Source organism: Acinetobacter sp. WY4 (genome assembly GCF_018438165.1).
In the GTDB taxonomy this organism is placed as follows: Bacteria; Pseudomonadota; Gammaproteobacteria; order Pseudomonadales; family Moraxellaceae; genus Acinetobacter.
In genome coordinates this window covers 457,959-479,857 of record NZ_CP053947.1, presented here as the reverse complement: position 1 = coordinate 479,857, position 21,899 = coordinate 457,959, and the positions used below count along the sequence as shown (strand labels likewise).

Genomic DNA, 21,899 nt, shown 5'->3' with positions numbered 1-21,899 from the left:
AAATCGCTTATGAAGCTTATTTTTGATCTTTTTATTTGGAATAGGAATTTATCTTTTTTAAATCTTATCTATTTCGCAGCATTAAAAGGGTTTGCTGAGAATTCTGGATAAAGGAAGAAGATGTGTAGATTGGGTATTCAATAAAAGAGCGACTTAATGTCGCTCTGATAATTAATTTTTTATATGTTATTGAGATTCATTGCAATATTATTCACCATGTGAATCAGACGCGGTCCAATTTCATTTTCCAGTTTTTCCTGATTTAACAGATAACTTGGGGCACCACAGTTAAACGTTAATATCCCATGTTTGGGGTGAACCAACGGAACTGCCACGGAATTCACATCCTTAGCCCAGTCACCTAAAGACAGACAGTAGCCATAATCCTGATAATCACGGATTGCACGTTCCAGATTACGCTTGATGGTTGGCCACTGATCTTCGTTTCTTTTCTTGATGGCATCAAATAAATATTCGCGTTCCTTCACATCCATCGCTGCCAGACAGGCCCGTCCCATGGCACTGCTATGAATCGGTAAAGTCGAACCGACAGGGCGGCGCATGGTTAGCGTCGATTCTGTATGTACCACTTCCAGATAAATCATGCTCAAACGGTCACGGGTAGCCATTGCCACAGGGGCTTGGGAATAACGGGACATTTCTTCCATAAACGGATAAGCCTGAGTCCGCGCAGAAATATTACTCAAAGCTGCATAACCCAAAGCCAATACGCCAACATCCAACAGATATTTCGTGGTATTCGGTAGTTGTTTTAAATAACCTAAAGAAACTAGGGTGCTGGTAATACGGGCCACAGTTGGCTTGGGTAAGTTGGTTAATTGTGCAATTTCCTGATTGCCAAGCAATTGATTGGTCGCTGAAAAGCAACGTAAGATTTCCAATCCACGCGCAATAGACGCAATAAATTGAGGATTATTTTCTCTATGAATATGTGAAATCGGATCTAAACGGATTTCATCAAAGTTGGGAATTTCACCAGTTTTATTTTTTGTCATGGTCAGGGCAATTAAAGTTAAATTAATGAATATGATAGCAACATAATTTCACGATACAAAATAAAACACTTCTACAAAAGATAAAATATAGGAAAAAGTGCCGAAATTATTTGTGGTCGAAAAGAATCCTGTTACCCAACTTTGAAGACAATATAAAATCATCTAGTTTTTTAGGTTTAACACGTAGCCAATATATTTAAAAAGTTTCGATTTCTCCGAAAGAGTCAGTGATCGATAAATATTACAGCAAGAAAAAAGGTTTAATTATCTATTCAAAAAAACTGATAAATAGAATAATCACTCATCAAAATATTTCGTATCGTGAAATTAAATATTAAACACAAATCAACTGGAATACCATAAAAATTTCATTTTTTAGTTAAAATATAAAATTTTTAATAATTTCACTTGCTCAAAATGATTTTATATGATTATTTATTTCGTAATACGAAACAAAAATAAGGGTAAAGGAATTTACCTAAATTATATCCATGGAGATTCATATGATTCGTGATCCGGAAATGCTAGACCAACTTCTGTCAACGATTCGCGATTTTGTAAAAAATGAACTGGTGCCTCTTGAGCATGAAGTAGAAGAGAACAACGCCATTCCTGAACATATTGTGGAACAGATGAAAGAGCTGGGCTTGTTTGGCCTGACGATTCCAGAAGAATATGGTGGTTTAGGCATTACCATGGAAGAAGAAATTCTGGTCGCGATGGAGTTAGGTCATACATCAGCTGCATTCCGCTCTTTAATTGGTACTAACAACGGCATTGGCTCAAGTGGCATCATTATCGACGGTACAGAAGAACAAAAACAGAAATATTTACCGCGTTATGCAACGGGCGAAATTATTGGTTCATTCTGTTTGACCGAACCGGATTCCGGCTCAGACGCTGCTGCTTTAAAAACCAGTGCAGTCAAAGACGGCGATTATTATATTTTAAACGGAACTAAACGCTTTATCACCAATGCACCACGTGCCACGACATTTACCGTGATGGCACGTACCAATCAAGAGATTAAAGGTGCGAGCGGTATTTCAGCATTTCTAGTCGAAGCAGGCACACTTGGTTTAAGCCTAGGTAAAATTGACAAGAAAATGGGCCAACATGGTTCCTATACCTGTGATGTAATTTTTGATAACTGTAAAGTGCATAAAGATCAGCTGATTGGCGGTGTAGAAGGGATTGGCTTCAAAACAGCAATGCGCGTTCTAGATAAGGGCCGTCTGCACATTGCCGGTTATAGCGTCGGCATGGCAGAGCGTATGCTGGAAGATGCACTTAACTATGCAGTGGAACGCAAACAGTTTGGCCAGCCCATTGCGAATTTCCAGCTAATCCAAGGTATGTTGGCAGACTCCAAAGCCGAGATTTATGCAGCCAAATGTATGGTGCTGGATGCTGCGCGTCTACGTGATGCTGGCCAAAATGTTACGACTGAAGCCTCTTGTGCCAAAATGTTTGCAACTGAAATGTGTGGTCGAGTTGCTGATCGCTGTTTGCAGATTCATGGTGGAGCGGGTTATATCAGTGAATATTCAATTGAACGTTTCTACCGTGATGTGCGTCTGTTCCGTTTATATGAAGGAACCACACAAATCCAGCAAATTATTATTGCGCGTGAAATGATTAAACAAGCAACCGCCTAATCTCATAATTTTAAAATAAGGAAATATTAAAATGACGACAAAAATTAGATTTGATTGGCAAGACCCGTTTTTAATAGAACAGCAACTGACATCAGAAGAGCGCATGATTCGCGATGCAGCGGCAGCGTACTGTCAAGACAAACTGATGCCGCGTGTACTGGAACAGTTCCGTCATGAAAAAACCGATCCGGCTATTTTCCGTGAAATGGGAGAACTGGGTTTACTCGGTCCAACCATTCCGGAACAGTACGGTGGTGCAGGTTTAAATTATGTCAGTTATGGTCTGATTGCCCGTGAAGTTGAACGTGTCGATTCAGGTTATCGCTCAATGGCCAGCGTACAAAGCTCTCTGGTGATGGTGCCAATTAATGAATTTGGTTCTGAAGAGCAAAAGCAGAAGTATTTACCGAAATTAGCAACCGGTGAGTATATTGGTTGCTTCGGCCTGACCGAGCCGGATCATGGTTCGGATCCGGGCAGCATGATTACCCGTGCCAAAAAAGTCGAGGGTGGTTACCGTTTAACTGGCGCAAAAATGTGGATTACCAACAGCCCGATTGCTGATGTATTTGTAGTTTGGGCTAAAGAAGTTTCTGCCGAAGGTAATGTCGGTGACATTCGTGGCTTTATTCTAGAAAAAGGCTGGGAAGGGCTTTCTGCTCCAGCGATTCACGGTAAAGTGGGTCTACGTGCCTCGATCACCGGTGAAATTGTAATGGATAACGTCTTTGTTCCAGAAGCAAATGCATTTCCGGAAGTTCGTGGTTTAAAAGGGCCTTTTACTTGCTTGAATAGTGCGCGTTACGGGATTGCATGGGGTGCCATGGGAGCTGCAGAATTCTGCTGGCATACCGCACATCAATACACCATGGATCGTAAACAGTTTGGCCGACCACTTGCTGCGAATCAGTTAATTCAGAAAAAACTGGCAGATATGCAAACTGAAATTGCCCTTGGCTTACAGGTGGCTTTACGTTTTGGCCGCATGAAAGATGAGGGCATTGCGTCAGTTGAAGGTACGTCTTTAATTAAGCGTAATAACTGCGGCAAGGCGCTGGATATTGCCCGTTTGGCCCGTGACATGATGGGCGGTAACGGGATTAGCGATGAATTCGGTGTGGCCCGTCATCTGGTTAATCTGGAAGTGGTAAATACCTATGAAGGTACCCATGATGTACATGCCTTGATTTTAGGTCGTGCACAAACCGGAATTGCAGCCTTTTGCAACTAAACCTGAGATCTACCTCTAGCCAGCATTGCTGGCTAGATTGTTTTCGGGGTTAAGAATCGCGGCTTAATCACATCTTTCAATGTATTGCTATGTGATTTCTATAGAGCAACTTTATCAAAAACTTTGAAAATCATTTTTATACCACCTGGTTCAAGCGTGGTAATGATTAGTAAATATTCTATATTTCACCTAAATAATTAAGTGAAATATGCATTTTAAAAAGGCACAGGAGTGCCAAAAAGTAGAAAGAGCATTATGGATACGATCAGTTCACAACAACACCCAGTGGAAGGTGGAAACGAACCCAAGCAAAGAGTCTGGATTCTGGCCTTTATCTTCTCATTTTTGGCATTACTGGTTGATGGTGCTGATATTGCATTATTAGCCTACAGTCTGACCAGTCTGAAACAAGAGTTTTCATTAAGTAATATGCAGGCCGGTGCTTTAGGAAGCTGGACACTTGCAGGGATGGCTATCGGCGGTTTTTTTGGTGGCTGGGCTTGTGACCGTTTTGGCCGGGTTCGTGTGATCGTCATTGCCATCGCATTGTTTTCTTCATTAACTTTCTGGTTAGGATTCGTGGAAAGTTATGATCAGTTCAAATGGCTGCGCTTTACGTCTGCAATTGGACTAGGTGCTCTATATATTGCCTGTAATACCCTCATGGCAGAGTATGTACCCACCAAATATCGCTCTACAGTATTAGCAACGCTTATGACTGGCTGGACTTTAGGCTCGGTGGTCGCAACTGTTCTGGCTGGATGGCTATTGCCTGAATTTGGCTGGCGATACCTCTATTATATTGCCATTATTCCAATTGTACTGGCCTTCGCGATGTACTTCTTGGTGCCTGAGCCGAAAGCCTGGTTAGATGCGCGTAAAGCACGCCTGGATGCAAAAGCCAGTGGTATTCTGCAGGAAAAACCAAAAAATACTTTTAAAATGATTTTTGAAGATGCACTTAGCCGTCGCATGTTTATCCTCTGGTCCTTCAGTACCGCATTTTTACAGTTTGGATATTATGGAGTCAGCAACTGGCTACCGGCGTATTTAGAGACTGATCTGGGAATCAAGTTTAAAGAAATGACCATGTATATGATCGGGACTTTCCTGATCATGATGTGTACCAAAGTTATTGCTGGTTTTATCGCTGACCGGATTGGCCGTCGTGCGGTATTTGCTTTCGGCACTATGGGTACTGCAATTTTTATCCCTGTGATTGTCTTTGGTAATACGCCGGATAATATCCTCTGGCTGATGTTATTTTTCGGTTTTCTCTATGGTATTCCATACGGTATTAATGCGACTTACATGACAGAAAGCTTCTCCACCAAAGTGCGTGGAACAGCAGTGGGTGGGGCATATAACGTAGGCCGACTGGGTGCGGTGTTTGCACCTCTTACCATTGGCTATTTTGCTCAAGGAGGCTCAATTGGTACCGGCTTACTGATTATGGGCATTGCCTATTTTCTTTGCGGCCTGATACCCGCTTTCTTTATTAAAGACCGCTTATTTGATCCACAAAAGGCAGATTAATCTGCACTCGTAATATAGATAGAACATGCTAGGAAGCAATATGATGAATAAAATCACGCAGGATATCGAGACGGTACTTAAGCAAATTCCTGATGGTGCACACATTATGACCAGTGGTTTTGGCCTGGCAGGTCAGCCGGTAGAATTAATCGAAGCATTAATTGACTTTGGTCCTAGAGACTTAACCATTATTAACAACAATGCAGCTTCTGGAGATCGTGGTCTAACCAATCTGCTGTTGTCTGGACTGGTTAAAAAAATGATCTGTTCATTTCCACGGGCCAATAACTCAACCGTATTTGAAGACCTGTATAAAGCCGGAAAAGTTGAGCTGGAACTGGTGCCACAGGGTAATCTGGCCTGTCGTATTCAGGCAGCCGGTGCTGGCTTAGGGGCTGTTTTTACTCCAACCGGTTTTGGTACCAAAATAGCTGAGGGTAAAGAAACCCGTAATATCAATGGAAAAGATTATGTGTTGGAATATCCGATTCATGCAGATTATGCCTTGGTGTATGCCAATCAGGCAGACCGTTGGGGCAACTTAACCTACCGTAAGGCAGCACGGAATTTTGGTCCAATCATGGCCAAAGCAGCAAAAACCACCATTGCACAAGTCCATCAAGTTGTGGAACTGGGGGAGCTTGATCCAGAGATCATTGTAACGCCAGGGATTTTTGTACAGCATGTGGTCAAAGTTGGAGATATTAAATAATGAATATTCAAAAACGTACACGTGAACAGATTGTGGCCAAAGTTGCACAAGACATTCCAACTGGCTCTTTTGTAAATTTGGGTATTGGTTTGCCGACACGCGTAGCTGGTTATTTAAAACCTGAACAAGGAGTAATTCTGCACTCGGAAAATGGCGTTTTAGGTTTTGCTGCATTGAGTGATCCCGAACAGGCAGATGATGACCTGATTAACGCCGGTAAAGAACTCGTAAGCATGTTGCAAGGTGGCAGTTTTATGAATTCTGCCGACTCTTTCGATATCATGCGAGGCGGGCATCTGGATATCTGTATCATGGGGGCTTTTCAGGTCGCTATTAATGGTGATCTGGCGAACTGGCATACCGGTAATGCTGATGCTGTACCTGCTGTAGGCGGTGCGATGGATCTGGCAGTGGGTGCTCGCTGTGTCTATGTTTGCATGGAACATGTGACCAAAAACGGTGAGGCAAAAATTGTTGAAGAACTGACTTATCCTCTAACAGGTAAACATTGTGTCAACCGTATTTATACTGATTTGTGTGTGATTGAATTAAAAGACCGACAAGCTCAGGTTATTGAAATAGTGGATGGCTTAAGCTTTGAAGAATTACAACAGCAGACAGGCTGTAAATTAGTGGACAGTCGTCAACAAGCAGCCTAAAAATAAGTCCGCAATATTCTGATTAAGTAAAAGTATAGTTTTAGATCACAGCTTCGGCTGTGATTTTTAAATTTTAGAATTATTATCAAATACACGTAATATTGACCATATTTCCGTATTTTAAAGATATAAATACAAACTTTTGCTAATGATTATTTTAATAATAAGTCTAAAATGTTAACAAGAGCTAAGGAAGGTGATAGTCTGAATGAATAATAATTGTGATGATCAAGAAATTTTTCATATTTTTAATCTGATTGGTCGCCATACTGAACTTAAGCCTATCCTCGATGTCATTAGCCAGTGGCTTGAATCGCGCATTCCAGATGCGCTTGTCACCATTATGCTCTATCAGGATGACACCCAAACTTTAAATGTTATAAGTGGCAAACAGCACTTTTCAAAAGAGTACTGTAATGCTATTCAAGATTTGAAAATTGGGCCAAATCAAGGATCGTGTGGCGTAGCTGCTTTCTTACGTCAGTTGGTCATTAGTCCGAATTTAATGAAAGACCCAAACTGGCAGCCTTACCGTGCTTTGGTAAACGCAGAAAAATTGTCTAGCTGCTGGTCTATGCCGATTATTAATGCTTCAGATATTCTATACGGAACGTTTGCCACCTATTATCGAACACCCAAAATACCGACTGAACCTCATATTCAGCTTTTACAGCAAGCGGCAAAATTAGTTGCCCTCGCAATCGAGCTTGATCAGGAACGTCAAAAAAGACATGAGCTTAATGAAAAATACAGCTCATTTTATACCTATCATCCAGATATTATTTTTGAACTTGACCTGCAGGGACATGTGCTTAATACCAATATTGCTTGCGAAGAAATTACAGGTTTTTCTAAAGCGCAAATTCATGGTCAGCACTATTGTGCCTTCATACCGCCCGAATTCCATGAACTTGCGAATGTTTCATTTTCAGAAGCAGCGCAAGGTAAATCTCAACATTATGAACTTCCAATTTATAATGTTGCAGGCGATATCTTATGGCTGGATCTGACCAATTTACCGATTATTCAAAATCAGAAAGTCACCGGTATTATTGGCATTGCCCGAGATATTACTGTATCGCGTGAAAACAAGGAGTCTCTACGATTATTAAAACGTGGGGTAGAGGCTAGTCCGAATAGTCTTTTTATTACCGATGTCTCTGAAGAAAGGCTAATGGTGTATGTGAATCCAGCTTTTCTAAAGCTCACCGGTTATACGGCAGCAGAAGTACTAGGGCAAAGCTGCTTTTTCTTACAGGGTCCAGATACTGATCCGGATCAGATTGCATTACTCAAGCAAGCGGTCAAAGAACAAAAAGAAATTCAGGTGACTATAAAAAGTTACTGTAAAGATGGTAGCTGGTTCTGGAATCGTTTAACCATAGGTCCTATTTTTGACCAGACAGGAACCTGCACCCATTTTTTGGGGATTCAGGAAGATATTACTCAGCAACGTATTCACGAAGAATATATTCAGCATCAGCATACCCATGACCATTTAACCGGTTTACCGAACCAGTATGCATTCAAACAGATTCTGGAAAATATTTTTGAAGCACGGCACGAGAGCTCCCAACCTTTAGTCTTGCTCTATATAGATCTGGATGACTTTAAAAATATTAATGACAGCTTAGGTCATCTGGTCGGTGACCAGATTCTCAAAATTGTGGGCGAGCGGCTGCAAAAATTTGTTCAAGGTAATAATGTGCTATGCCGCTTCGCTGAAGATGAATTTATTTTGCTGCTCTCAGGGACAGATGAGCACACTGAAGTCGAGGCGATCGCCGGAGAAATTCTTGATCTTCTTTCCATGCTGTTTATTGTTGATCAGTACAAAATACATTTAAGTGCCAGTATTGGTATCGTGGCAGATGACAGTTCGATCCACCATTCTTCTGAATTGATTTATCAGTCTGTTTTGGCGATGCAGGAAGCCAAAAGACAAGGTCGTAATATGTGGCAGTGGTATGAAAAAACCAGAATGCAGCCTGTCGCAGAAATAGACTATACCAATCTGCGTCTGGAACTCATGGAAGCGATCAATCAGGAAAATTTTGACCTGTTCTATCAGCCGCTGGTTCATCCTGAAACTGGACTGGTGACAGGTGTAGAAGCTTTAATCCGCTGGTGCCATCCGCAGCAGGGTTATATTTCCCCAGCGATTTTTATTCCGCTTGCAGAAAGAACCGGGCAGATTATTAGTGTAGGTCAATGGGTATTGGAAAAGGCCTGTTTAGATATTGCCGAGTGGAACAAGACACACAATAGCCAGATCACGGTATCGGTGAATATTTCTCCTTTGCAATTCCGTAGAGCAGGCTTTTTGCAGGTACTTGAACATGCGCTTGAACTCAGTCAATTACCGCCGGAATTACTTAAAATTGAAATTACGGAAGGTGTCATCATTAATGGCGCAGATCGAACCATAGAAATTTTGAAAGCGGTGCGTACTTTAGGTGTACAGGTTGCCATTGATGACTTTGGCACAGGTTATTCGAGTCTCAGTTATCTACGTCGCTTGCCGATTAATCAAATCAAGTTGGACCGTAGTTTTATTGAAGAGCTGACCCTCGATGGTCAGGATGCTGCAATTGTGCAATCGATTATTCACTTGGCACATCAGCTGGATTTGGAAGTTGTCGCGGAAGGGGTCGAAACCTTAAGTCAGGCTAGTTTGCTCTATCAACAGGGCTGTGATCTGCTACAAGGCTTCTTTTATGCAAAACCTGCGCCTTTAACTGAATTGAAGTCTGTTTATCTCGCGATGGAAAATGATAAGTTGAATTAACTCTAAAAAGTTATGATATCAATATTTTCAACCGCTTTTCAGATAGAAAGGAAACGTTAAACAGACTTCAAGAATTTTCCTATTTTATGAGCGTATCATCTTAATAATTTGCATTTGGTATAGAAAGCGAGATAAAAAATAAGCTTTTAACCCCAAAGGTTTTTAACAGTATCTAAGGTTCAGGCTGAATATTGGCTAAATTTCTTTCTTGGTTCAGATCATAATAGTTAATCGCAAAAATCAACACGGCAAAAATAAAACCTAAAATGACACAGGCAGACCAGCCATAGCTTTTCCATAAATGCAGCGATAAAAATGCACCCAGACCGGCACCAGAAAAATAACAGGTCATATAGATGGCATTAATCCGCGAGCGAGCCTGCATTGAAATTCGATAGACCAGATTCTGGTTCAAGACATGCAAACAGGAAATTCCGAAATAAGCCAGAATTAACCCCAAAATATAAATCCATAAATAATTCTGGGCAAAGAATAAAGGAATCCAGGCCAGAATCAGTCCGCACGTGGCCAGATGTGCAATCCATTTTTCCCGATGCCTGCCAATCATTTTACCGGTCCACTGAGAGGACCAGATGCCGATCACCCCCACAATACCCATGAGACCAATCTGGAAATCATTAAAATGATAAGGTGCTTCAGCCAGAATGAAGGTCATGGTCGTAAAGATAATACTCAGCATGCCAAAGCCCAAACCACCGATCATACTACGCCGGATCAGCATGGGTTCTGTTCGGGCAAAGGTAAATAGTGAGCGATAAATTTGCAATATATTCATCTGCAACTGGCTCTTGGCGCTCGGCAACTGGAACCACATGGCCAGACTTAGCAGAAGAATTGCACAACCACTAAATAGGTATACCGCATGCCAAGACCATAAAGTAGAAATCAGTCCGGCCACGGTACGGGCAAACAGAATACCAACCAGAACACCACTCATGAGCAGGCCAACAACTTCGGCACTTTTATCTCGTTGCGACAGGCTGGCGGCAAAAGGAATCAGAATCTGGGTGGTAATCGAACAGAAGGAAGCAAGGAGGGTAAAGCCGTATAACATATGCAGATTAGTACTGGCTGAAAGCCCAATAAGCGCCAGTCCGGTACAGAACATCAAACTGCAAATGTACAGCCGTTTTTCAAACAAATCCCCCAAGGGGACAAATAAAAATAACCCGGTGGCATAGCCAATTTGGGTCAATACTACAGTCCAGCCAGACTGAGCTACACTGATCTGCAGATCCTCTGCAATAGAATAAATCAAGGGCTGGTTAAAATAGTTACAACCTGCGCAGAGTGCGCAGGTCATTGCCATCATGAACATGAAACGGCGTGAAATTTGCCCTTGGGCTGACATCCTTGTCTCCTGAGGCTTTAAAAACTATAGTTGGCAGAGAGGTTGATACGCGAAATATCTGCTTCCTTATTGTCAAAGGTTTCACGCTTGCCATGATGATATTCTGCACCCAAATTAATCTTTGGAACAGGAGAATAGATCACGTTAGCCACATAGTCGGTTAAGCGCTTATTGGTTTCCGGATTGGCTTTGGCATAATCGCTAGAATCATCAAAATCAACCACGCTGGCATTAATACTACTACGTAGTTTCGGCGTAAATTTATGCGTGAAGCCAATATTTATACTATTGAACTCATTCAATAAAAGTTCATTATTGATTGGATCGACTGAATAATCGCCACCCCAGGCAGCACCATCGGTTGTTGAACCTTGAGTCAAGAAAGCTGCAATACGCTGATCACCGACCATATGGAAATAGTTACCTTGAATAGAGTTTTGATCATCTAAACGGTAACGTCCACCAAGACCTATACCCCAACCAACTTTTTCAATATCACCTATATCTGTTTGCGCTTGCTTTTGATTGACAAAGCCTTGAGCTAGTAAATGCAGCGGACCTGATTGATGAACATATTTGGTGGTTAATGCAGGCAAAGCAGAAGAACGATCGCCACCGGCCATATATTCCAGACCGACATTCCAGGTATTTTCTGGATCAAGTTTGAAAGCATAGCTCACCTGAGGCGTACGTAGGACTGATCCACCCAGGAACAAGCTGTAATCGACAGCTTCAGTGCTAATCTCTGGTGTTGACATCAATGACCAGGCCTGACCAAACGTCCAGTTATGGTATTTTAAGTGTGCATGACGGATACGTAATCCACCATCGCCTTTACCATTGTTGGTCCAGAAGTCGGCTTCTAAACGAGCAGAAACATTCGGATTGCCTCCTAGATCTTTGGCCAGGAAACCAATCCGGCTGGCAGCCGCAGTAAAATCGGAACGGACTGAATCCGGTTCAGTAAAAGGTACTTTATTAATCTGGTTAATGATACGTCCACGTTCTTTAGGAGTACTTTTGAAATCGACTGCACCATCAAAGCGGATCAAACCATAAACATCGACATTGTCAACCATTGAACTCAGGGTTTTAGAGTCTTGCGCTTTGGCTTCTTCCTGCTGGGTCTTTAGCGCGAGTTGCTCTGCTTTTTGTTGTTCTAGTTCTGCCTGGATTTGCTTTAACTGTGATTCTAAAAACTGCATCCGGTCTTCAGAAGCTTCTGCTGAAAATGCCTGTGCTGAAGCAATACCACATAGTGTCGCTAAAACTAATTTTTTCATTTCTTAATCCTTAAAGAAACTTTTAATCCTGAATGAAAGGAAACCTTTCTATACGTATGGTCAATATTTGGAGAAAGAGGAAGACAGCAAGTTAGACTGCCTTCCGGAGAGTATTTATTCTGCTTTTTGCGGATCGTATAAACGGTCTTTAATAAACAGGGCAGGAATCAAACCGCAGAGGAAGTATGCTGCACCCATTACCAACAGACCTGTACCAATCGAACCATGCATCGCAAGATAACCAATCGTAATTGGAGCGAAGATTGCACCGATACGACCAATATTGAATGCACCACCCACCGCTGTACCACGAACACCAGTCGGGAAACTTTCGGTTAGATAGGTTGCATTGATGGCATATGGAATACCGTACAGGAAGCCGAAGATTAGCATCAGTACGCCAATGTTATCGGCATTATGCATATACACCACGACAGGGATAAATAGCGCTGTTCCCATGGTGCCGAAAGCAAATACAATACGGCGGCCAATTTTATCAGCAACATAACCTGCAATAATTTTGGCAAAAATCATGGTGACAAACGTACCCACCATATACAGGGCCATTTCTTTAAACTTGATGCCTAATTCAGCTTCAAGATAACTTGGCAGCCAGTTACTTACACCGAAATAACCGAATAGCAAGAAACCAGAGCTGAATGACCATAAGATAAACATTCTGCCATGGGTTTTGTCTTTAAGAATGGTGATATATGGATTGCCTTTTTTCGCATCGTTATCCACGATCTGACCAGTTCTTTTCAGTTCACGAACACGTTTCCATGACTCTGGCTCAGGCACCATAAAGTGCATCAGAATACCCAAAGCTAATGGAGCAATTGTGATCCAGTACAGCATACGCCAGCCGAACTCAGGAATAATCCAGCCTGAAATCATGGTAATCACCAATGAACCTAAAGTGAAACCAGTCATCAATGTTGCCAGTACAGTAGTACGGTATTTGGTCGGTACGTATTCTGACATCAGGGTATTACAGGCAATATATAAACAGCCTAAACCCAAGCAAGAAAGAGTACGTAAAATTGCAAATTCAGTATAAGACTGAGCAAAACCTGAGTAGGCTGACAAGATCGAGAAGGCGATGGTGGCCAGTACAATGACGCGGACACGTCCAAATTTGTCGCATGCCCATCCACCAATAAAACCTCCTATCCCCATACCCAAAAGAGAATAACTTCCTAAAGCACCAGCCTGTACAGAAGTTAGTCCCCATTCAGCTTTCAGACTGGTCAGGCTGAAAGCCAGAATCCCGATATCTGCACCGTCACAGAGCAAAATCAGAAAAGCAAAGACAAAAGCCGTCATCCATAGACGTTTTGGCGCCTGTTTGATGGTATCCGTGGAGGAGACATCGGTTTTATTGTCTCCTGTTACGATGGTATCGCTTGTCATTCTTATATCCTCTATATATTAAAAGTAGCATTTCCTCTGCTACCGCTAAATCCATTTTTCTTCCTCACGGAAACATAGTTTTCCTGATTTAACAGACTTGCTCCTGAACGCTACAGCCGCTGTATTTATTATCAGGCTACATTCGATTTTTCACTTTATTACGCTAAATCAAAATCATCTCATTGCTGGAAAATTTGATTTCGTAAATTATTTTTAAGTTCTGCCTTATGGCGATTATTCATTGAAATGAATAATCAGATTGCATTTAAAATACTTAATTCCGTATTGCGAAATTAATTAATCATAAAATGAGCAATTGAACAAGAGTTTTTACTCTATTTTTAGTAAAAAATAACTTTTTTGAATTCTGGAGTTAAAAATCCTTGATTTATAGCTTGAGAAACCTTAGTTTTATATAAAATAAAATTTCGCTATACAAAATAAATGGAGATTTTAATGGAACAGGTCGTTCAAGTAGAACAAGTTTCAGCACATGTAGCGATGGTTAAAATTCATCGACCAGAAGCGAAAAATGCCCTGAATACAGAAGTTCGCCAGAAACTTGCGGCGGCATTTTTGCAACTGAATGACGATGAAAATGTACGTGCCATTATTCTTACCGGTGGTGAAACAGATTTCGCAGCAGGTGCCGATCTTAAAGAACTGGCCAATGCAGAAACCATTCAAATGATGCAGCGCCGGACTGAACGTTACTGGCAGGCGATTGCACAGTGTTCAAAACCGGTGATTGCAGCTGTAAACGGTTATGCACTTGGTGGTGGCTGTGAACTGGCCATGCATGCGGACATTATTATTGCCGGGAAAAGTGCCCAGTTTGGTCAGCCTGAAGTGAAAGTGGGTGTCATGCCGGGTGCCGGTGGTACCCAGCGATTATTCCGTGCCGTGGGTAAATTCCATGCGATGCGTATCATCATGACGGGTTGTCTGATACCAGCGCCGGAAGCTTATCAGATTGGCCTAGTGTCTCAAGTAACGGAAGACAGCGAAACCCTTGCAACAGCAATCAAGATGGCTGAAGGTCTGGCAAAAATGCCGCCAATTGCGCTTGAACAAATCAAGGAAGTGGCTTTACTGGCTGAAGATGTGCCGCTTAATGCCGGACTTACCCTGGAACGTAAGTCTTTCCAGATGCTGTTCTCATCCGAAGATCAAAAAGAAGGTATGCAGGCCTTTATTGAAAAACGTAAACCGAATTATCAGGGACGATAAGCATGAGTATTCAGATTCAGAAAATCGGCATTATTGGTGTAGGCACAATGGGTGCAGGTATTGCCCAAATCGCGATTCAGTCTGGTCATGATGTGGTACTGTTTGATGCCAAAGAAGGGGCAGCCGAACAGGCACAGGATAAACTGGCCAAAACATTAAATACCTTGGCAGATAAAGGTAAATTCAGCCATGAAAAAGCCGCTGAAGATATTGCTCATCTGTCGACTGCCCAGCAGCTAGAAGACCTGAAAGATTGTGACTTGATTGTTGAAGCGATTATTGAAAATCTGGAAATCAAGCAAAAACTGATGCAGCAACTGGAAGGAATGATAAAACCAGAGGCGATTCTGGCATCTAATACCTCTTCATTGTCGATCAGTGCAATCGCTGCCAACTGTGAGCAGCCAGAACGTGTTGCCGGTTATCACTTCTTTAATCCGGTCCCACTCATGAAAGTGGTCGAAGTGATTGAAGGCTTTAATACCCGTGCTGACATTATTGAAGCATTAACCCAGCTTTCTACAAAAATGGGTCATCGTCCGGTCAAAGCTAAAGATACTCCAGGGTTTATCATTAACCATGCCGGCCGTGCCTTTGGTAGCGAAGCCTATGCAATTCTGAATGAAAATGTCACACCATTTTATGATATTGACAGGATCTACCGTGACGGAATCGGTTTCAAGATGGGGCCGTTTGAATTAGGTGATCTGACCGGTATGGATGTCTCGCACCCGGTGAGTGAATCGATTTATCATCAGTATTATGAAGAAGCACGTTACCGTCCAAGCGTGATTACCCGTCAGCGTTTTATTGCCAAGCAGTTAGGTCGTAAAACCGGTAAAGGTTTCTATGATTACACTTCGGGTAGCAAAGAAGGTGATGTTGCTCCAGCATTGGTTGATAAGCTAAGTCAATATCCATCAGTCTGGCTAGGCACCGAATATGACGAAGACCGTCAGGCACTTGAGCAATATCTGCAGCAGTTCAACATTCAGATTGAGCAAACTGAGATACCTTCAGCAGAGGCTTTAATCCTGATTGCCACTTATGGTGAGGATGCAACATCAGCTGCGATCCGTTATCAGCTGGCACCTCAGCAAGTGGTGTGTATCGATCTGCTATATGGTCTGCATAAACACCGTACCTTGATGCCAACTTTTGTCACCCAACCTGAGCTGGTAAAAGCAGCCCAATCGATTTTCAATCTGGATGGTGTGACCGCCAGCGTAATTCAGGAAAGCGTCGGCTTTGTGGCTCAACGTGCTTTGGCAATGATTGTGAATCTCGGCTGTGATATTGCCCAGCAAGGCGTTGCAACGGTAGAAGATATCAATATCGCGGTGAAATTAGGCCTTGGCTATCCATATGGCCCAATTGAATGGGGGGATGTGCTGGGTGCTGAAAAAATCCTGAAAATTCTGGATCGCATGACTGCGATTACCCGTGACCAGCGTTACCGTTCAAGTCCTTGGTTGCGTCGCCGTGTTCAGCTTGGTCTACCACTTGTTCATACAACACATTAATTAGAAAGTTAAAGGAATAACACCCATGTTAAATGCATATATTTATGATGGTTTACGTTCACCAATCGGTCGCCATGCAGGAAGTCTGGCAAGCGTACGTCCAGATGATCTGGCAGCTACAGTCATTAAAAACCTGCTGGAAAAAACCGGTATCCCGGCAGCAGATGTAGAAGATGTAATCTTTGGTAGCACCAATCAGGCCGGTGAAGACAGCCGTAATGTGGCACGTTTTGCAGCATTGTTAGCGGGTATGCCGGTAACAGTTCCGGGGCAGACGGTAAACCGCTTATGTGCATCAGGTCTCGGTGCTGTGATTGATTCGGCACGTGCCATCACTGCAGGCGAAGGCGAGTTGTACATTGCTGGTGGCGTAGAAAGTATGACCCGCGCGCCTTTTGTGATGGGCAAAGCAGAAAGTGCTTATTCACGTGATGCCAAAATTTATGACACCACGATTGGTACCCGTTTCCCGAACCGTAAATTTACGGATCAGTTTGGCGCGCACAGTATGCCTGAAACAGGTGATAACGTGGCTGAAGAATTCGGTATTAGCCGTGAACAGGCTGATACCTTTGCCGCTGCATCACAGGCAAAATATCAGGTAGCGAAAGAATCAGGTTTCTTTGAAGGTGAAATTACCCCGATTGAAGTTTCTCAAGGACGCAAATTGCCGCCTAAACAAATTACTGAGGATGAGCATCCACGTGCATCTTCAACATTTGAAGCTTTATCCAAGTTAAAACCGCTATTTGAAGGTGGTGTAGTAACAGCGGGTAATGCATCAGGAATCAATGACGGCGCTGCAGCACTGATTATCGGCAGTGAAAAAGTTCAGGAACAGTATGGCTTAAAACCTTTGGCTCGTATCCTGTCTTCTGCAGCCGCTGGCATTGAGCCACGCATCATGGGTGCAGGCCCAATTGAAGCGATTAAAAAGGCAGTACAACGTGCTGGTTTGACGCTAGACGATATGGATATCATCGAGATTAATGAAGCCTTTGCCAGTCAGGTATTATCTTGCCTGAAAGGTCTGGATGTCGCTTTGGATGATCCGCGTGTCAATCCAAATGGTGGTGCGATTGCCATTGGTCATCCACTGGGCTGTTCGGGTGCGCGTTTGGCTTTAACCGTTGCACGTCAGTTACAGCGTACCGGTAAAAAATATGCCGTGATCAGTCTATGTATCGGTCTGGGTCAAGGCTTGGCGATGGTAATTGAAAACCCTGAAGCTGCATCACAGCTTTAGTCATAGCCTTAATGCCATGTATATATGATATGCATGGCATTTTTTATTGAGATTTTTCTTTTAAAATAAAAATCCCTGCCTGAGCAGGGATTGACTACGTCAGTGTAATGATTACTTACGACCAGTGACTAATAATGTTGCCGACCCAAAGGCATAAACTTTACCTTCTTTATCGATAATTCGGCCTTCTGAGGTCAGTACATTGCGTCCAATCCGGATAACTTCACCAATAGCGGTATAGGTTTCGCCGCTTTTCATCGCTTTCAGCATTTTTACATTCAGGTCGATGGTCGAAAAACTGACACCTGCATCTACTGTCGTGTGTACGGCAGCGCCAGTGGCACTATCTAGAACCGTTGCACAAAAGCCGCCATGAATACCACCCTGTAAATTGTAATGGCGCTGATCAGGACGCACTTCATATTCCACATAGTTTTCGCGAACCAAGGTTAGGCGCATGGGAATAATTTCACTCATGGCTGAACTGGAAATTTCCCCATTCTTAATTGCGGTGAGATATTCAAGTCCGTTTAGTTGTGATGTTGGCATATCAACTCCTTGTAATGATTTATTTCGCTTTATGAAATAATATTCTGTTTTTCTAAATTTATGATATAACAGATAGTGATCGAAATGCTATATTTTTCCAGGATGGAATGATGACAATAAAAAATCTCGTCACAGATGCTGAATGGCAGGCACGTTGTGAACTCGCAGCACTTTATCGCATTATCGCGCATTACCGGATGACGGATCTGATCGATACTCACATCAGTTTAAGAGTCCCTGATCAGCCTGACTGTTTTCTGATTAATCAGTATGGTGTCGCTTTTGAAAAAATGTGTGCTTCAACGCTGGTCAAGATTAATCATGAAGGGCAGGTCGTAGAAAGCTATGAACAGGACAAGCCGGTGAATATGGCTGGCTTCGTCATCCACTCCGCAATTCATGAAGCACATGCTCATCTGAACTGTGTTATTCATACGCATACCGCAGATGGCATAGCAGTTTCTGCACAGAAACACGGACTTCTGCCCATTTCCCAGCACGCCATGAAGTTTTATCAGCAGGTGGCCTATCACGAATATGAAGGCGTGGCACTTTCAACAGATGAACAAGAACGCCTGATTCAGGACCTGGGCGGCCATCGCGCCATGATTTTACGCAATCACGGACTTTTAACGGCTGGCGAAACGATTGCACGGGCCTTTCATGAAATCTATTTTCTGGAGCGTGCCTGTCAGGCACAGGTGAAGGCCTTAAGCGGTGGTGCTGAATTGCATTATCCAGCAGAAGAAGTCCGAATTAAAACCGCCAAGCAGTTCGCCAGTCCTTTAGTTGAACCGATTTTACAGCGTGCCTGGCAGGCCGCTTTGTCTTTGATTGAGCATCAATATACGGAGTATGCATCATGATTGTGATATCCAGTACGGTGCCGAATATTGAAGCAATTCTGGTGAAGTCTTTTCAGAAATATGCCCCTAAGGGCAGTTTTTGTACATTGGACAGCCCGGAAGCAGAACTGGCGACCACAGCAGCTTCGTGGTTTCCAGATCTGGAAAAACTCCGGCAACTTCCAGAACTTGGTCTGATTCATTCAATTGCTGCTGGGGTAGAACATTTAAACTTAAATGCTGTACGCCCAGATCAAGCCGTTTGCCGGGTACTGGATCCACATCATCAAAAAGGCATGTTTGATTATCTGCTGTGGGGCGTACTGTATTTCCAGCGTTATTTTGACCGCATGATCCAGCAGCAAAAACAGCAGTTATGGAAACAGTATCGTCAAAGTTATAGCTATCATATCCAGATCGGGATTATGGGCCTTGGCCATATGGGCGGTTATGTGGCAGAACGTTTTGCCGACATGGGCTATCAGGTGTCTGGGTGGTCCAATTCCCCAAAAGAGATTGCTCAGGTCAAAAGCTATGTCGGATCAGAACAAATTTCCGAGTTTTTGGCCCAAAGTCAGATCCTGATTAATCTGCTGCCACTCACTGAAGAAAATACCGGCATTCTTTCTGCTGAATTATTTCAGCAGTTGCCTGAACAAGCAGCATTAATTCATGTAGGAAGGGGTCAGCATTTAATCGAGCAGGATCTACTCAATGCACTGGATTCCGGCCAGTTACGTGGTGCAATTATCGACGTATTTGAACAGGAGCCATTAGCTGCTGAACATCCATTCTGGCAGCATGAAAAGATCGTAGTTACGCCACATGTCGCCTCACATGCACCCATGTCTGTGGTAGTGGAACAGATTCTGGAAAATGACCGACGCTTAAATCTCGGGCTGGATTTATGCCATCAGGTAGATGTCAATAAAGGCTATTAATTGTAGGGATACCGGAAAAATAAGGAAATTGATGATGTGGGAAACGATTCAAACTCAGGTTCAGCAAGGCGTCGCGACCTTAAGCTTTAACCGCCCGGATTCACTCAACAGTTTTAACCGGCAAATGCATGAGGAAGTGCAGCAGGTGCTGAAAAACTGGAATAAAGATCCGGATATTCGGGTGATTGTGATTCGCGGTAATGGCCGGGCGTTTTCAGCAGGACAGGATTTAAAAGAACGTGCTGGACAGCTCGGCAATGTGCCTTTGCCACCGCAAGGCTCGCTGGCCAAATACTATAATCCCTTGATTAACCTGATCCGCCAGAGTCCCAAACCGGTGATTGCAGCAGTGAATGGTGTGGCTGCCGGTGCAGGTGCCAATATCGCACTGGCCTGTGATCTGGTCATTGCCAAGGAAAGTGCCCGATTTATTCAGGCTTTTTCTAAAATTGGCTTGATTCCTGATGCCGGTGGCACCTGGATGTTGCCACGTTTAATCGGTTATGCACGTGCCATGGCACTCACTTTTCTGGGCGAACCGGTGCATGCCAAAGAGGCCGCCGAAATGGGCATGATCTGGAAAATGCTTCCAGATACAGAATTTGATGCTTATATCGACGACATTGCACAGCGATTATCTCAACAGCCGACTTATGCGCTGGCTTTAACCAAACAGGCCTTGCAACGCAGTGCTGAAAATAACATGGACCAGCAACTGGAGCTGGAACAAAACCTGCAATATCTGGCTCTGAGCAGTCAGGACTATAAAGAAGGTGTCCAGGCTTTTATCGAAAAACGCCCTGTACAATTTACCGGATGCTAAGGAGAGCATTTATGAAAATTCAGACCCGTATTACCGAGCTTTTAGGCATTCGTTATCCAATTATTCAGGGCGGCATGATGTGGGTCGGTACCGCAGAAATGGCCAGTGCCGTATCTAATGCTGGTGGTTTGGGAACATTAACGGCATTGACTCAACCGACGCCTGAAGCCCTGGTCAAGGAAATTGCACGCTGCCGAGAAATGACCGATCAGCCTTTTGCAGTCAATCTGACTTTATTGCCCGCTGTGAATCCGCCGCCATATGCAGAATACCGACAGGCGATCATTGAAAGCAGTATCAAGATCGTAGAAACAGCAGGCAACAAGCCACATGAACATATTGAGGCGTTTAAGCAACACGGCATTATTGTCATTCATAAATGTACTTCCGTCCGTCATGCGCTTTCAGCACAAAGAATCGGTGCGGATATCATTTCGATTGATGGTTTTGAATGTGCGGGGCATCCGGGTGAAGACGATATTCCTGGCCTGATTTTAATTCCTGCCGCTGCGGATCAGCTTACTGTGCCGATTGTGGCCAGTGGCGGTTTTGCTGATGGCCGTGGTCTGGTCGCAGCTTTGGCTTTAGGTGCTGAAGGCATCAATATGGGTACACGCTTTTGTGCAACTCAGGAAGCGCCGATCCATTCAAACATCAAACAGTTCTATGTCGATAATGATGAAAGGGCGACACATCTGCTGTATCGACAGTTCAGGAATACTGCCCGTGTTGCCAAAAATGCGGTATCTGATCTTGTGGTGAAAATGAGTGAAGATCCAAACCTGCAATTTGAACAGATTCGTCCCTATGTCAGCGGTTTAAAAGGCAAGCTCGCTTTAGAAAATGGCGATATTGATGCTGGTGTACTGACTGCAGGTCAAGTGATGGGATTGATTCATGACATTCCGACTTGTCAGGCGCTGATCGAAAATATCATGCAGGAGGCAGAGCAGATTGTTCAGCAACGTTTAGCTCAATTTTTTCCACGTTAATCAACTTTAGTGAAGTCGCTGAATAGAAAAGCCATTCCACCATGAATGGCTTTTTTCATCCTGTATATTTTTTATTTTTAAA

General features: G+C 43.2%; 18 protein-coding genes. 13 read left to right on the top strand and 5 right to left on the bottom strand.

All coding sequences use genetic code 11. The features are described from left to right. Nucleotides 1-179: 179 nt before the first annotated feature. The gene (locus tag G4D73_RS02240; protein ID WP_004280319.1) at nucleotides 180-1,016 is read right to left on the bottom strand and encodes an IclR family transcriptional regulator; all 837 of its coding nucleotides are present in this window, start codon (nucleotides 1,014-1,016) and stop codon (nucleotides 180-182) included. 503 nt (nucleotides 1,017-1,519) lie between these two features. Here G4D73_RS02240 and G4D73_RS02235 point away from each other — a divergent pair. From G4D73_RS02235 to G4D73_RS02210, 6 genes are all read left to right on the top strand, one after another. Next, nucleotides 1,520-2,674, top strand: coding sequence for an acyl-CoA dehydrogenase family protein (locus tag G4D73_RS02235; RefSeq protein ID WP_004730987.1), 1,155 nt, complete (start codon nucleotides 1,520-1,522; stop codon nucleotides 2,672-2,674). A gap of 31 nt (nucleotides 2,675-2,705) precedes the next feature. Continuing rightward, nucleotides 2,706-3,905, top strand: a complete 1,200-nt coding sequence (locus G4D73_RS02230) for an acyl-CoA dehydrogenase (protein ID WP_213687278.1) — start codon at nucleotides 2,706-2,708, stop codon at nucleotides 3,903-3,905. A 255-nt stretch (nucleotides 3,906-4,160) separates the two neighbouring features. Next, a complete protein-coding gene (locus G4D73_RS02225) occupies nucleotides 4,161-5,441 on the top strand; it encodes an MFS transporter (protein WP_004646972.1) in 1,281 nt (426 codons plus the stop codon). A gap of 40 nt (nucleotides 5,442-5,481) precedes the next feature. Further along, nucleotides 5,482-6,153, top strand: coding sequence for a 3-oxoacid CoA-transferase subunit A (locus tag G4D73_RS02220; RefSeq protein WP_005100322.1), 672 nt, complete (start codon nucleotides 5,482-5,484; stop codon nucleotides 6,151-6,153). Then, the gene (locus tag G4D73_RS02215; RefSeq protein WP_005100324.1) at nucleotides 6,153-6,812 is read left to right on the top strand and encodes a 3-oxoacid CoA-transferase subunit B; all 660 of its coding nucleotides are present in this window, start codon (nucleotides 6,153-6,155) and stop codon (nucleotides 6,810-6,812) included. Before G4D73_RS02220 ends, G4D73_RS02215 begins: the two co-directional genes overlap by 1 nt. 208 nt (nucleotides 6,813-7,020) lie before the next feature. Next, a complete protein-coding gene (locus tag G4D73_RS02210; RefSeq protein ID WP_213687277.1) occupies nucleotides 7,021-9,600 on the top strand; it encodes an EAL domain-containing protein in 2,580 nt (859 codons plus the stop codon). Between the two features lie 172 nt (nucleotides 9,601-9,772). Here G4D73_RS02210 and G4D73_RS02205 read toward each other — a convergent pair whose 3' ends face one another. The 3 genes from G4D73_RS02205 to G4D73_RS02195 form a co-directional block, all read right to left on the bottom strand. Beyond that, entirely contained in the window at nucleotides 9,773-10,972 is a 1,200-nt protein-coding gene (locus G4D73_RS02205) for an MFS transporter (protein WP_005106936.1), read from the bottom strand. A gap of 17 nt (nucleotides 10,973-10,989) precedes the next feature. After that, nucleotides 10,990-12,255, bottom strand: coding sequence for a DcaP family trimeric outer membrane transporter (locus G4D73_RS02200; RefSeq protein WP_213687276.1), 1,266 nt, complete (start codon nucleotides 12,253-12,255; stop codon nucleotides 10,990-10,992). A 114-nt stretch (nucleotides 12,256-12,369) separates the two neighbouring features. Beyond that, nucleotides 12,370-13,668: an MFS transporter gene (locus G4D73_RS02195; protein ID WP_213687275.1), complete on the bottom strand. Its 1,299-nt coding sequence runs from the start codon at nucleotides 13,666-13,668 to the stop codon at nucleotides 12,370-12,372. Between the two features lie 456 nt (nucleotides 13,669-14,124). Between G4D73_RS02195 and G4D73_RS02190 the strand changes: the two genes are divergently transcribed. From G4D73_RS02190 to G4D73_RS02180, 3 genes are read left to right on the top strand one after another with little or no spacing between them, the layout of a single operon-like run. Further along, the gene (locus G4D73_RS02190; protein WP_114541734.1) at nucleotides 14,125-14,898 is read left to right on the top strand and encodes an enoyl-CoA hydratase; all 774 of its coding nucleotides are present in this window, start codon (nucleotides 14,125-14,127) and stop codon (nucleotides 14,896-14,898) included. 2 nt (nucleotides 14,899-14,900) lie between these two features. After that, a complete protein-coding gene (locus G4D73_RS02185; RefSeq protein WP_213687274.1) occupies nucleotides 14,901-16,421 on the top strand; it encodes a 3-hydroxyacyl-CoA dehydrogenase in 1,521 nt (506 codons plus the stop codon). Between the two features lie 25 nt (nucleotides 16,422-16,446). Continuing rightward, nucleotides 16,447-17,667: a 3-oxoadipyl-CoA thiolase gene (locus G4D73_RS02180; protein ID WP_180087007.1), complete on the top strand. Its 1,221-nt coding sequence runs from the start codon at nucleotides 16,447-16,449 to the stop codon at nucleotides 17,665-17,667. A gap of 111 nt (nucleotides 17,668-17,778) precedes the next feature. Here the strand turns inward: G4D73_RS02180 and G4D73_RS02175 are convergent, their stop codons facing one another. After that, a complete protein-coding gene (locus G4D73_RS02175; protein WP_213687273.1) occupies nucleotides 17,779-18,216 on the bottom strand; it encodes a PaaI family thioesterase in 438 nt (145 codons plus the stop codon). Between the two features lie 110 nt (nucleotides 18,217-18,326). Between G4D73_RS02175 and G4D73_RS02170 the strand changes: the two genes are divergently transcribed. From G4D73_RS02170 to G4D73_RS02155, 4 genes are read left to right on the top strand one after another with little or no spacing between them, the layout of a single operon-like run. Beyond that, nucleotides 18,327-19,082: a class II aldolase/adducin family protein gene (locus tag G4D73_RS02170; protein WP_213687272.1), complete on the top strand. Its 756-nt coding sequence runs from the start codon at nucleotides 18,327-18,329 to the stop codon at nucleotides 19,080-19,082. Further along, nucleotides 19,079-20,002 (top strand): 2-hydroxyacid dehydrogenase, encoded by a 924-nt coding sequence (locus G4D73_RS02165; RefSeq protein WP_180038864.1) that lies wholly within the window; start codon nucleotides 19,079-19,081, stop codon nucleotides 20,000-20,002. Before G4D73_RS02170 ends, G4D73_RS02165 begins: the two co-directional genes overlap by 4 nt. A gap of 34 nt (nucleotides 20,003-20,036) precedes the next feature. Next, complete coding sequence (locus G4D73_RS02160) at nucleotides 20,037-20,825, top strand: enoyl-CoA hydratase-related protein (RefSeq protein WP_213687714.1); 789 nt, start codon at nucleotides 20,037-20,039, stop codon at nucleotides 20,823-20,825. A gap of 11 nt (nucleotides 20,826-20,836) precedes the next feature. Further along, a complete protein-coding gene (locus G4D73_RS02155; RefSeq protein ID WP_213687271.1) occupies nucleotides 20,837-21,817 on the top strand; it encodes an NAD(P)H-dependent flavin oxidoreductase in 981 nt (326 codons plus the stop codon). Nucleotides 21,818-21,899 lie beyond the last annotated feature (82 nt).